The 12,365-nt window shown below is 72.6% G+C and carries 10 protein-coding genes; 6 read left to right on the forward strand and 4 right to left on the reverse strand.

Going from position 1 to position 12,365, the window contains the following annotated elements:
• Window positions 1-28: 28 nt before the first annotated feature.
• Entirely contained in the window at window positions 29-988 is a 960-nt protein-coding gene (gene rsmH / locus DEJ49_RS09030; RefSeq protein ID WP_150183644.1) for a 16S rRNA (cytosine(1402)-N(4))-methyltransferase RsmH, read from the reverse strand.
• Window positions 989-1,410: 422 nt separating this feature from the next.
• Between rsmH and DEJ49_RS09035 the strand changes: the two genes are divergently transcribed.
• From DEJ49_RS09035 to DEJ49_RS09050, 4 genes are all read left to right on the forward strand, one after another.
• Window positions 1,411-1,968 carry a beta-class carbonic anhydrase gene (locus DEJ49_RS09035; protein WP_190329299.1) on the forward strand — a complete coding sequence of 186 codons (558 nt, stop codon included), beginning with the start codon at window positions 1,411-1,413 and terminating at the stop codon, window positions 1,966-1,968.
• Window positions 1,969-2,207: 239 nt separating this feature from the next.
• Window positions 2,208-3,230: an AAA family ATPase gene (locus DEJ49_RS09040; RefSeq protein ID WP_150183646.1), complete on the forward strand. Its 1,023-nt coding sequence runs from the start codon at window positions 2,208-2,210 to the stop codon at window positions 3,228-3,230.
• The gene (locus DEJ49_RS09045; protein ID WP_150183647.1) at window positions 3,230-4,606 is read left to right on the forward strand and encodes a DUF58 domain-containing protein; all 1,377 of its coding nucleotides are present in this window, start codon (window positions 3,230-3,232) and stop codon (window positions 4,604-4,606) included. The genes DEJ49_RS09040 and DEJ49_RS09045 overlap by 1 nt, the downstream gene beginning before the upstream one ends.
• Complete coding sequence (locus DEJ49_RS09050) at window positions 4,603-7,029, forward strand: DUF3488 and DUF4129 domain-containing transglutaminase family protein (protein WP_150183648.1); 2,427 nt, start codon at window positions 4,603-4,605, stop codon at window positions 7,027-7,029. Before DEJ49_RS09045 ends, DEJ49_RS09050 begins: the two co-directional genes overlap by 4 nt.
• A 132-nt stretch (window positions 7,030-7,161) precedes the next feature.
• On the opposite strand, the gene DEJ49_RS09055 is transcribed toward DEJ49_RS09050, so the two are convergent.
• From DEJ49_RS09055 to DEJ49_RS09065, 3 genes are all read right to left on the reverse strand, one after another.
• Entirely contained in the window at window positions 7,162-7,575 is a 414-nt protein-coding gene (locus tag DEJ49_RS09055) for a DUF3040 domain-containing protein (protein WP_150166839.1), read from the reverse strand.
• A gap of 275 nt (window positions 7,576-7,850) precedes the next feature.
• Window positions 7,851-8,645, reverse strand: a complete 795-nt coding sequence (locus DEJ49_RS09060) for a methyltransferase (RefSeq protein ID WP_150183649.1) — start codon at window positions 8,643-8,645, stop codon at window positions 7,851-7,853.
• A gap of 99 nt (window positions 8,646-8,744) precedes the next feature.
• Window positions 8,745-9,290 carry an SAV_6107 family HEPN domain-containing protein gene (locus DEJ49_RS09065; protein WP_150183650.1) on the reverse strand — a complete coding sequence of 182 codons (546 nt, stop codon included), beginning with the start codon at window positions 9,288-9,290 and terminating at the stop codon, window positions 8,745-8,747.
• Between the two features lie 198 nt (window positions 9,291-9,488).
• On the opposite strand from DEJ49_RS09065, the gene DEJ49_RS09070 reads away from it, so the two are divergent.
• The gene (locus tag DEJ49_RS09070; RefSeq protein WP_150183651.1) at window positions 9,489-10,298 is read left to right on the forward strand and encodes an ATP-binding cassette domain-containing protein; all 810 of its coding nucleotides are present in this window, start codon (window positions 9,489-9,491) and stop codon (window positions 10,296-10,298) included.
• Window positions 10,270-12,354, forward strand: coding sequence for a YhgE/Pip family protein (locus DEJ49_RS09075; RefSeq protein WP_150183652.1), 2,085 nt, complete (start codon window positions 10,270-10,272; stop codon window positions 12,352-12,354). Before DEJ49_RS09070 ends, DEJ49_RS09075 begins: the two co-directional genes overlap by 29 nt.
• Window positions 12,355-12,365: the final 11 nt, after the last annotated feature.

Here is a 12,365-nt window from a genome sequence, read left to right on the forward strand (position 1 = left end):
GATCAGCGGGTTCTGCGCGGGACAGCGGCTATCCGACGTCCTCGCGGATGCGCTGGGCGCCCCGCAGCCGGGCCGGTGCCGCCCTGCGGTTCTCGGCGACCTCTTCCTCGGTGGGGAGTTCGGCACCTCGGGTCAGGAGCTTGAGCCGCGGCTGGTAGCGCTCGGGGACGACGGGCAGGCCGGGCGGCGCGGTCGTGGCGGCGCCGGCCGCGAACACCTGCTTGACGAGGCGGTCCTCCAGCGAGTGGTACGAGAGGACGGCGATCCTGCCGCCGACGGCGAGCGACTTCACGGCCGCGGGGACGGCCCGCTCCAGGACGCTCAGCTCGCCGTTGACCTCGATGCGCAGGGCCTGGAAGGTGCGCTTGGCGGGGTTGCCGCCGGTGCGCTTGGCGGCCTGCGGCAGGGAGTCGCGGATGAGCTCGACGAGCCGTGCGCTGTTGCTGAACGGCTCCTTCTCGCGCTCGCGCACGACGGCGCTCACGATGCGCTTGGCCTGCTTCTCCTCGCCGTACGCCCGCAGGATCCGCACCAGTTCGCCCGGCGGGTAGGTGTTGAGGACCTCGGCGGCGCTGACCCCGGTCGTCTGGTCCATGCGCATGTCGAGGGGGGCGTCCTGGGCGTACGCGAAGCCGCGGTCCGCCTCGTCGAGCTGCATGGAGGAGACGCCGAGGTCGAAGAGGACGCCCTGGACGCGCGGGATGTCCAGGCGGTCGAGTACGTCGGGGAGTTCGTCGTAGACCGCGTGGACGAGGGTGGCCCGGTCGCCGTAGGGCGCGAGGCGCTCGCCGGACAGGCGCAGCGCCTCCTTGTCGCGGTCCAGGGCGACGAGGCGGACCGCGGGGAAGGTGGCGAGGAGGGCTTCGCTGTGGCCGCCGAGGCCCAGGGTGCAGTCGACGACGACGGCGCCCGGCTCGGCGAGCGCGGGGGCCAGCATGTCCAGGCACCGCTGAAGCATCACCGGGACGTGTCGGCTGTTGTCGCTCAAGGGGCCCTCTCAGGTCCGGCGCGGCGTGCGTACGCACCGCCGGGTCCCCACCCGCTCCGTGAAGGGGAATGGACTGCTGGCGCCGGGGAAGTGGCGTCAGCCGACCGGGAGCGGGAGGAGGCCGAGCCGTACGTACGCGCCGCGCACGTGGGGGGATTCTGGGAATCCCCGGGATGTGCGGTCCAGCGGGGAGCAGGTCACGTCTCCCGCTTCGCGTCACTTTAGTCCACCGTGTCTCCCGGTCAATCAACCGGCCTGCGCGTCGCGGCGGGGTCCATGACGGGGGTCAGGCACCGGCCGGGTCACCCGTTCAGCTGCATCTTCGCGACGTCCTGTGGGTTAGCTCACAACAAAGGTCTTTGACGTTCTTTGTCCCTCCTCACAGCGAGCCCGGACGATCAGCGCGCATTAACGTCGTAGCCATGTCGACTTCCGCAGCCTCCCCGGACCGCAGCACGCCCGACACGACCGGCGCCATAACCGTCGGAGACGTCACCGACCGCCTGGTCGAAGCCAACGAGAAGTACGCCTCCCGGTTCACCGACCCCGGCATGGACGCACGCCCCGTCCTTCAGGTCGCCGTCGTCGCGTGCATGGACGCCCGGCTCGACCTGCACGGCGCCCTCGGTCTCGAACTCGGTGACTGCCACACCATCCGCAACGCGGGCGGCGTGGTCACCGACGACGTCATCCGCTCCCTGACCATCAGCCAGCGCGCGCTCGGCACCCGCAGCGTGGTCCTGATCCACCACACCACGTGCGGCCTGGAGTCCCTCACCGAGGAGTTCCGGCACGACCTGGAGATGGAGGTCGGCCAGCGCCCCTCCTGGGCGGTGGAGGCCTTCCGGGACGTGGACCAGGACGTGCGGCAGTCGATGGAGCGCGTGCGGACCTCGCCGTTCCTGCTGCACACGGACGACGTCCGGGGCTTTGTGTTCGACGTGAAGACGGGTCTGCTGCGGGAGATCGACCCCGCGTGACCGACAAGGGGCGTGACTGACAAAGGGCCGCAAGGTCCTACAAATCGCCGCCAGTTATCCACAGGCGAGTGACACGGCCCGGTATGCCCAACAACAATGCGGGGGTGGCATCACGCGGAACCATTCCCGCGTGCTGCCGGTGAATTCTGGGTGGACCGGGTCGTGCGCGCGAGCGTCCGGCCCGGACATGGGGTATCCCCTGCTCCTCGTGAGCTCGGGGAAGGGCCGAGGAGGGCCGGGTGACGACCTATGACGATCGAGCGAGCCTCACAGATCTGACCACGACCGCGGAGCGTGTCCGCAGGTCGGTGGAGGGTGTGATCGAGGGCAAGCCAGAGGTCGTACGGCTTTCGCTGACCGTGCTCCTGGCGGAGGGGCACCTGCTCATCGAGGATGTGCCGGGCGTGGGCAAGACCATGCTCGCCAAGGCACTCGCGCGGTCCATCGACTGCTCCGTGCGGCGGATCCAGTTCACTCCGGATCTGCTGCCGTCGGACATCACCGGGGTGTCCATCTTCGATCAGCAGCGCAGGGACTTCGAGTTCAAGCCGGGTGCGATCTTCGCGCAGATCGTGATCGGCGACGAGATCAACCGCGCGTCCCCGAAGACGCAGTCCGCGCTCCTGGAGTCCATGGAGGAGCGCCAGGTCACCATCGACGGTCAGACGTACGAACTGCCGAGCCCCTTCATGGTGGTGGCCACGCAGAACCCCGTCGAGATGGAGGGGACCTATCCCCTGCCGGAGGCGCAGCGCGACCGCTTCATGGCGCGCGTCTCGATCGGCTATCCGGGCCCGGAGGCCGAGCTGCAGATGCTCGACATCCACGGCGGTGTGTCGCCCCTGGACGACCTCCAGCCGGTGGCGCACGCGCACGAGATCGTGAAGCTCATCGACGCGGTGCGCACGGTCCACGTGGCCGAGCCCGTGCGGAGGTACGCGGTGGACCTGGTCGCCGCGACCCGCAACCACCCGGACCTCAGACTCGGGGCTTCCCCGCGCGCGACGCTGCACCTGCTGCGCGCCGCCAAGGCCTCCGCCGCCCTCAGCGGCCGTGAGTTCGCCCTCCCGGACGACGTACAGGCCCTGGCCGTCGCGGTCCTCGCACACCGCCTGCTGCCCACGGCACAGGCCCAGTTGAACCGGCGTACCGCCGAATCCGTCGTCCTGGAGATCCTCCAGCACACCCCGGTGCCCGCGGCCGTGCAGCCAGGCCCCAACGCCTACTTCAACCAGCAGCCGCCCGGCGCCCGGAGGCTGTGATGACGGCCGGGGGGCCGGCGGGCCAGGCCGAGAGCGAGAAGGGCGGGGTGCGCACGGCTCTCGCGGGGCTGACCACCCGCGGACGTTCCTTCCTCGCGGCCGGTGTCGCCGCCGCCATCTGTGCCTACGTCCTCGGCCAGAGCGACCTGCTGCGCGTCGGGCTGCTGCTCGCCGTGCTGCCCCTGGTGTGCGCCACCGTCCTGTTCCGCACCCGGTACCGCGTGGCGGGCAGCCGCAGGCTCTCCCCCGCGCGCGTGCCCGCCGGCTCGGAGGCCCGCGTCCATCTGCGGATGGACAACGTCTCGCGGCTGCCCACCGGGCTCCTCATGCTCCAGGACCGGGTGCCGTACGTGCTCGGGCCGCGGCCCCGGTTCGTGCTCGACCGCGTGGAGGCGGGCGGGCGGCGCGAGGTGTCCTACCGCGTCCGCTCCGACCTGCGCGGCCGCTATCCGCTGGGCCCGCTGCAGCTGCGCCTGACGGACCCGTTCGGCATGTGCGAGCTGACGCGCTCCTTCTCGACGTACGACACCCTGACGGTCATCCCGCGCGTGGAGGCGCTGCCTCCGGTGCGACTCACGGGTGAGGCGAAGGGATACGGCGACGGGCGCAACCGCTCGCTCGCCCTGGCCGGTGAGGACGACGTCATTCCGCGTGGCTACCGGCACGGCGACGACCTGCGCCGCGTCCACTGGCGCTCCACGGCGCGCTACGGCGAGCTGATGGTGCGCCGCGAGGAACAGCCGCAGCGCGCCCGCTGCACGGTGCTCCTGGACACCCGGGGCGCCGGATTCCGGGGCGCGGGGCCCGACTCGGCCTTCGAGTGGGCGGTGTCGGGCACGGCGTCGACCCTGGTGCACATGCTGGAACGGGGCTTCTCGGTGCGCCTCCTCACCGACACGGGCGCCTCGGTGCCGGGTGAGGGCTCGGACGGCTTCGCGGGGGCCAGCCAGGAGTCGGCGGACGCGGCAGGACTGATGATGGACACGCTCGCGGTCGTCGACCACTCGGACGGCGCGGGGCTCTCCCGCGCGTACGACGTGCTGCGCGGCGGGAACGAAGGGCTCCTCGTCGCCTTCCTCGGCGACCTGGACGAGGAGCAGGCCGCGGTGGTCGCCAAGATGCGCCGGCGCAGCGGCTCGGCCGTCGCGTTCGTGCTGGACGGTGCGGCCTGGGCGCAGGGCCCCGGCGCCCTGCCGTCCGGCGCCGGCGAGGCGCGCGTGCAGATGCTCCGCGAAGCGGGGTGGGCGGCGCTGATGGTGCCGCCCGGGGCGGGCTTCGCGGACCTGTGGCGGCAGGCGGACCACGCCCGCGCGGCCGCGGGTCCGGCACCCGCGGCGGGCGCGGGGAACCTTTGGAGCATGGGGGGACTTTCATGAGCGGAGGCGCGCGGCTCGCGGTCTGCGCCACGGCGGCCACGCTGATGGCGTCGGGCTCGCTGTTGCCGCTCGTCGATCCGGCGACGTGGTTCCTGCAGGCGATCGTCCTGCTCGTGCTGCAGAGCGGGGTGGGCGCACTGGCCCGGCGGGTGCCGCTGGCCAGGCCCCTCACCGTGGCGGTGCAGGCGCTGGTGTCGCTGCTCCTGCTGACGCTGGTGTTCGCCCGGGAACAGGCGCCGGCGGGGATCGTGCCGGGACCGGACGTGTTCCGCCGGTTCGGCCTGCTCCTGGAGGCGGGCGGCAACGACGTCAGTCAGTACATGATCCCGGCGCCCCTCAGCGACGGCATCCGGCTGATGCTGGTCGGCGGCGTGCTGGTGATCGGCCTCGCGGTGGACGCGCTCGCGGTGACCTTCCGTACGGCGGCGCCCGCGGGACTTCCGCTGCTCGCCCTGTACTCGGTCGCGGCGGGGCTCTCCGACGGCGGCGCCGGATGGCTGTGGTTCCTGCTGGCCGCCGCCGGATATCTGCTGCTGCTCCTGGCCGAGGGCCGGGACCGGCTCTCGCAGTGGGGCCGTGTCTTCGGTGGCGCGGCGCGCGCGCCGGGGCGGGTCAGCGGCGGCCTGGAGAGCAACGGCGGGGCGCTCGCCCCGGTCCGCACGGGGCGCCGCATCGGGGCGGTCGCCCTGGGCATCGCCCTGGTGGTGCCGCTCGCGCTGCCCGCCCTCGACGGCGGCCTGCTGGACGGCTCCGGCGGTGCGGGCGGCGACGGTTCGGGCGGCGGCGGGACGATCTCGGCGGTCAATCCGCTGGTCGCCCTCCAGGACAGCCTGAACCAGCCGGAGGACCGCGAGGTCCTGTCGTACCGCACGAACGCGGAGACGACCGACGAGATGTATCTGCGGATCGTCTCGCTCGACCAGTTCGACGGCACGACGTGGAAGACCACCGTCCGGCGCATCCAGGACGTGCCGTCGCCACTGGAGAACCCCCAGGGCCTGCGGCCCGACGTGCGCAGGACCGAGATCCAGACGAACATCGCGGCCGCCGACAGCTACGCGCAGAACTGGCTGCCGATGCCGTTCCCGGCGAGCCAGGTGGAGATCGACGGCCGCTGGCGGTACGAGCCGGTGGGCCGCGCCCTCGTCGGCGACCGGGGCCAGACCACGCGGGGCGCGCAGTACAAGGTGAAGAGCCTGGTCGTGGAGCCCACGGCCGAGCAGCTCGCGGCCGCGCCCGAGCCGCCCGACGATCTGCGGCGCGAGTTCACGAAGGTGCCGGACTCGCTGCCCCAGCTGGTCGCGGACCGGGCCCGGCAGGTCACCAAGGGTGCCGGGAACCCGTACGAGCAGGCGGTCAAGCTCCAGGACTACTTCGCCTCGGACGGCGGGTTCACGTACAACACGCAGGTGCGTGCGGGCAGCGGCCCCTCGGCGATCGAGCGGTTCCTGAAGCAGAAGGAGGGCTTCTGCGTCCACTTCTCGTTCGCGATGGCCTCCATGGCGCGGACGCTGGGGATACCGGCCCGGGTCGCGGTGGGCTTCACCCCGGGCACGGCCCAGGGGGACGGTTCGATGTCGGTGGGGCTGCGGGACGCGCACGCCTGGCCGGAGCTGTACTTCGAAGGCGTGGGCTGGACCCGTTTCGAGCCGACGCCGAGCCGCGGCACGGTGCCGGACTACACCCGCGCGGACGTCCCGTCCGGGGACACGGACGACCCGGACACCCCGGAGCCTTCCACCTCCTCCGAGCCCTCCACGGCGCCGTCCGCCTCGGACACCTGCCCGCCCGACCAGAAGAAGCAGGGCGGCTGCGCGAGCATCGCGCCGGCGATCGCGACCGGGTCCGGCGGCGACGGACCGCCCGTCGCGATGATCGTGGGCGTTTCCCTGGCGGCGCTGCTCGTCCTCGCGCTGCCTCTGCTGCCGCTGCTCTGGCGGACCAGGGCCCGCGCCGTGCGTCTGGGATCCGGGGGGCGCACCCCGGCGGACGCGGCGGCGCGGACGCTGGCCGCCTGGCTGGAAGTGACCGACACGGCCTGGGACCACGGCATTGCGCCGGACGAGTCACAGACCCCGCGCAAGGCCGCCGCGCGAATCGTCCGCGCGGGGCAGCTGACCAGCGGTCCCGCGGAGGCCGTCCACCGGCTGGCGGCCGCGGTGGAGCAGGTGCTGTACGCCCCGCATCCGCAGCCCGCGGCGGGTCTCGCCGAGGATGTCCGGCGCGTCCAGGACGGCCTGAACGCTTCGGTGGGCCGGCTGACGCGACTGCGGGTGACGCTCGCGCCGCGTTCGGCCGCCCGGGTGGTGTGGGCGGTCTCGGACCGGTGGACGGCGTTCGGGGAGCGCTGGCGGGACCGGGCAGCCAAGCGGTGGTCGGTGCTCGCGCGGAAGCTGCCGCGGCGGGCCGGCCAGGAGGGCTGAGGTCCGGGCCCCGCACGTGCGGGGCCCGGACCCGCACGCCTGAGAGGGCACATGCGAGAGGGGCGGCCACCCGGTGGGTGGCCGCCCCTCTCGCATGCCTACGTATGTTCGGTCAGTCGTGAGCCGCCGGGCTCACTGACCGCCCTGCTGTTCGTCGCGGCGACGCTGCCACCGCTGCTCGATACGGTTCATGACGGAGCGGCGCTGCCTCGCCTGCCGCGGGGCCGCGGCCCCGCCTGGCGCGGCGGCCGTGCCCGAAGCCTGCTCGCCCGGTTTCGGCGCTTTGCGCCAGCCGGTGACGGCGAGCACCGCGCAGCCCAGCATGACGAGGAACCCCACCACGCTGATCCAGATCTGCTGGGCGACCATTCCGGACATGAGAAGGGCGATGCCCACAAGGAAGCCCACGACCGCTTGGTAGACCCGCTTCCGGGTGTACGTGCGCAGCCCGCTTCCCTCAAGCGCTGTCGCGAACTTGGGATCTTCGGCGTACAGCGCTCGCTCCATTTGCTCGAGCATGCGCTGCTCGTGCTCCGAGAGCGGCACGGAGTCCTCCTCATCGTGCAGTCGCCGGGGCGACCGGGGGTCCCCTTCAGGATAGGCAGGGAATCGCCCCCGTGAAACCCGCCCCTCTACGCCAACTTCGCCAAACCGGACCTTCACTCCGCTCCGGCTCGCTGAAGCGTGCATTCCCCAGCGGCCGAACCGTCATGCAGAACGGTGTCCCTCGATCATACGGCGCCCGTAGCCCGTTCGGGGGGCCTGTGGCGTACTCCATGTGCGGCTGCGTCCCTGATCAGCGGGCGAGCCACGGCAGCGGCTCAGGCCCCGGACGTCTCCCGCGCCTCACCGAGCACGTGCAGCTGGGTGGCCACGGCGTGGAAGGCGGGCAGCTCGGCCGCGGCGGCCTCCAGCTGCAGGAGGGCCTCCATGGCCCCCGGCTCGGTGTCCACGAGGACGCCGGGGACCAGGTCGGCGAAGACCCGCACGCCGTGCACCGCGTCGACGCGCACGCCCGCGGCCTCGACGAGCGCGGTGAGCTGCTCGGCGGTGAAGCGGCGCGGCACGGGGTCGCCCGCGCCCCAGCGGCCCGCCGGGTCGGCGAGGGCGGTCTGCGCCTCCTTGAAGTGCCCGGCGAGGGCCCGGGCGAGCACGGCGCCGCCGAGGCCCGCCCCGAGCAGGCTCAGGATGCCGGCGGGGCGCAGCGCGTCGACGGCGAGCCGCACGCCCTCGGCGGGGTCGTCCACGTACTCCAGGACGCCGTGGCACAGGACCGCGTCGAAGCCGCCCCGCTCGACGACGTCGAAGAGGCCGAGGATGTCGCCCTGGACGCCGCGGACCCGGTCGGCGACGCCCGCTTCGGCGGCCCTGCGCTCCAGCGCGAACAGCGCGTTCGGGCTGGGGTCGACGACCGTGACGCGGTGGCCGAGCCGGGCGACGGGCACGGCGAAGTTGCCGCTGCCGCCGCCGGTGTCGAGCACGTCGAGTCCGGTGCGCGACTCCTCGCCGGTGGCATCCTTGCCGGTGGCCTTGACCCGGCGGTCGAGGGCGTCCTCCAGGACGTCCCAGACCACAGCTGTACGAAGAGAAGCGCGGGGGCGCATCGGGTCCGACACGGCAGGTGACTCCTCGGCGCGTGGGGTGCGGATATGTCTCCACCCTATTGCCTGCGCCGAGGTGCCCGGGCCACGTGTCCCACCGTGCGGACGCGCCGGTCAGCCCGCGTCCGGCGGCTCCCGGCCCGCGTCCTGTGACTCCTGCCGGGGCTGGGGCAGCACGGGCTGGAGCACGAGCATCCGCTCGACGATGCGCAGGAACATCGCGACGTCGCGCAGCAGGTCGTCGGCGTCGCGCGCGGTGGCGGCGGCCGCTATGCCCGCCTCGGCGCGGGCCCTGCGGGCGGCGCCCGAGGCGAACAGGGCGCTCCACTCGGTCAGTTCGGGGGCTATCTCGGGGAGGACTTCCCAGGCGCTGCGGATGCGCTGCCTGCGGCGCGCGGTCGTCTCGGGGCGGCCGCGGGCGGCCAGGACGGCGGCGGCGGTGCGCAGGGCTGCGAGGTGTGCGGTGGCGTAGCGCTCGTGGGGGGCTTCCAGGCGGGCGGCCTCGTCGAGTCCGGCGCGGGCCTGGGCGAGCAGTTCGAGGGCGGCGGGCGGGGCGGTCGCGCGGCGCAGGACGGGGTGGACATCGCTCGCCGGGCCGGTCAGTGAGGGAGCAGGGCCGACGGCGCGGTGCCGGCGGGCGGCTGCGGAAGTGCTGGCCATGACGAACCTCCTGTCGTCGTGTGACGGCGCAGTGGCCGTATGTGCCCATCGTGGAGTACGCCACTGACAATCGGCTCTGACCTGGGGCTTTGCCTCGATCGCGGGTTCGGGCTTACTTTTGTACTGACCAGTCAGTTCAAAAGGCCGGTGTGGCGCTGTGCGGTGCGCCCCGGTGCGACGAAGGGGCAGGGGGGGACTGTGGACGGTCCGACCGACGGCGCGCGCGGAGCCGCCGTCACCGCAGAGGGCTTCGGGCTCGAGGGCCCGCGCGGCTGGGCGTTCCGCGGCATCGGGTTCCGTGCGGAGTCCGGGTCGCTGATCGCGGTGGAGGGCCCTTCGGGGTCGGGCCGCACCTGTCTTCTGCTCGCGTTGACCGGGCGTATGCGTGCCACCGAGGGCCAGGCGTCCGTGGGCCGCTTCCGGCTGCCGAAGCAGCTGGCCGCGGTGCGCGGCATCAGCGGGCTCGGGCCCGTGCCCGGCGTCACCGACCTCGATCCGGCCCTGACCGTCGCCGAGCACCTGCACGAACGCGCACTCCTGCAGCGGCGGTTCGGGGGCTCGCTGCGCGGGCTGCTGCGGCCGCGCAGCGAGCGGCGGAACGAGACGCGGCTGCGCGTCGAGGCCGCGCTGGCCGCCGCCGGGCTCGACATGGAGGCGCTGCCCAAGGGGCGCAGGACCGCCGTGCGCGACCTGGAGAGGCTCGAAGTGCTGCGGCTCTCCGTGGCGCTGGCCCTGATCGGCCGCCCGCGCGTGCTGGGCGTCGACGACACCGACCTGAAGCTCTCCGACGCCGAACGGGCCGAGGCCTGGGCGATGCTGACGTCCCTCACGGAGCAGGGCATGACCGTCGTGGCGGTGTGCAGCGAGGCGCCCGAGGGTGCGGTCGTGGTCCGCACCGGCGCCCGTCCCGAAGAGGCTCCGCACATCGCGGCCGAACGCCCCGACGCCGACAGCACCGACGACGACAAGGAGACGGCGGATGCGCTCGCCGAAGCTCGCCGCGCTTGAGCTCAGGCGCTTCGGCAGGGGGAAGCTGCCGCGCGCCGCGCTGGTCGCGCTCCTGCTGCTGCCACTGCTGTACGGCGCCCTGTACCTGTGGTCCTTCTGGGACCCCTACGGCCGCCTCGACCGCATCCCCGTGGCCCTCGTCAACGACGACAAGGGAGCCACCGCGCAGGGCAAGAAGCTCGCGGCGGGCGACAACATCGTCGAGGGGCTGCACGACAGCAAGACCTTCGAGTGGCACGAGGTGACCGACGCCGAGGCCCGCGAGGGCGTCGAGAACGGCACGTACTACCTGTCCCTGACGATGCCCGCGGACTTCAGCAAGCGCATCGCGTCGAGTTCGGGGGACTCCCCGGAGACAGGCGCCCTGCGCGTCCGTACGAACGACGCCAACAACTACATCGTCGGGCAGATCTCGCGGACGGTCTTCTCCGAGGTGCGCTCCGCCGCGTCCACCAAGGCGTCGCGCTCGTTCCTCGACAAGATCTTCATCTCGTTCTCCGACATCCACGGGGCGACGCAGAAGGCCGCCGACGGCGCCGACAAGCTGGACACCGGCATCGGCAAGGCGAAGAAGGGCTCCAAGGACCTCGCGAACGGCCTCGGGGACGCCAAGGACGGCAGCGGCGAGCTGGCGGGCGGCATCGAGAAGCTCGACAAGGGCGCGGGCAGGCTCCAGACCGGTTCGAAGAAGGTCGCCGACGGTACGCAGAAGCTGGCCGACAAGGTCAATGGCACGGCGGACCAGGTGCGGCCCTTCCTGAAGGACAACGGCAAGACGATCGGGGACACGGCACAGCTCCTCGCCGACTCCTCCAAGGCGATGCGCCACAACCTGTCCACCTGGGTCAAGCTGGCGCCCGCGGCGGCCGAGGGCGCCAGGGACGGCTCCCGGATCATCGGCGACTTCTACCGCGAGCGGTGCGAGAAGGCCCCCGTCCCCGACCCCCACTGCGCACGGTTCAAGAAGGCGAAGACGGCCGCCGAGAACGTGTCGACCATCGCGGACGACATGAACACCGTGATCAAGGACCAGAACGGCGACGTCAAGAAGCTCGACAAGCACCTGGCCACCCTGCAGAAGAAGTCCCAGGCGCTCGCCGACCGCGCCCCGCACCTCGACGAGGACCTGAACACCGCCGTCACCCAGATCAACGACCTCAACAAGGGCGCGGGCGAGGTCGCCAAGGGCGCCAAGAAGATCCACATGGGCCTCGGCACCGCGCGGACCGGCGCCACCGACCTCGACGAGAGCATCGGCAAGCTGGAGACCGGCGCCGACGACCTCAAGGGCGGCATGTTCAAGCTGGCCGACGGCTCGTCGAAGCTGTCCGGCGGGCTGCACGACGGCGTCAAGAAGATCCCGGACTACGACAAGAAGGACCGTGACGAGCGCACCGGCGTCATGTCCGACCCCGTGCAGCTGGCCTCCCAGTCCCTGCACAAGGCGCCCAACTACGGCACCGGTTTCGCCCCCTACTTCATCCCGCTGTCCCTGTGGGTCGGCGCGATGGTGGCGTACATGTTGATCCAGCCGCTCAACCGGCGCGCGCTCGCCGCGGGCGCCTCCGCGTGGCGCATCGCGCTCGCGGGGTGGCTTCCGGTGGCCGCCCTCGGCGTGCTGCAGACCGCGGCGCTGCTCTCCGTACTGCACTGGGGCATCGGTCTGCAGATGGAGCGGGCCGCTGGGACGGTGGGCTTCCTGTTCCTGGTGACGGCGTGCTTCGCGGCGATCGTGCAGTGGCTCAACGCCCGCTTCGGAGCGGCCGGACGGATCCTCGTCCTCGCCGCGCTGATGCTGCAGCTGACGTCGGCGGGCGGCACGTACCCCGTTCAGACGAGTCCCGGCTTCTTCAGCGCGATCCACCCCTTCCTGCCGATGAGTTACGTCGTCGAGGCGCTCCGGAGACTCATCACGGGCGGCGGTCTCGGTCCCGTCTGGCAGGGCTGCGCGGTCCTGACGGCCTTCACCCTGGGCGCCCTCGCCCTCACCGCGCTCTCCGCGCGCCGCAAGCAGGTGTGGACCCTCGACCGGCTGCACCCGGAGCTGACGCTGTGAGCGGGGCCCAC

It is taken from the genome of Streptomyces venezuelae, from assembly GCF_008642335.1.
GTDB classification, from domain to species: Bacteria; Actinomycetota; Actinomycetes; order Streptomycetales; family Streptomycetaceae; genus Streptomyces; species Streptomyces venezuelae_F.

What these genes read in the sequence shown, in the direction of transcription:
- DEJ49_RS09050 (WP_150183648.1), top strand. Translation starts at nt 4,603, where the DNA reads ATGAGCGGAGGCGCGCGGCTCGCGGTCTGCGCCACGGCGGCCACGCTG.
- DEJ49_RS09075 (WP_150183652.1), top strand. Translation starts at nt 10,270, where the DNA reads ATGCGCTCGCCGAAGCTCGCCGCGCTTGAGCTCAGGCGCTTCGGCAGG.
- DEJ49_RS09035 (WP_190329299.1), top strand. Translation starts at nt 1,411, where the DNA reads ATGTCGACTTCCGCAGCCTCCCCGGACCGCAGCACGCCCGACACGACC.
- DEJ49_RS09065 (WP_150183650.1), bottom strand. Translation starts at nt 9,290, where the DNA reads ATGGCCAGCACTTCCGCAGCCGCCCGCCGGCACCGCGCCGTCGGCCCT.
- DEJ49_RS09045 (WP_150183647.1), top strand. Translation starts at nt 3,230, where the DNA reads ATGACGGCCGGGGGGCCGGCGGGCCAGGCCGAGAGCGAGAAGGGCGGG.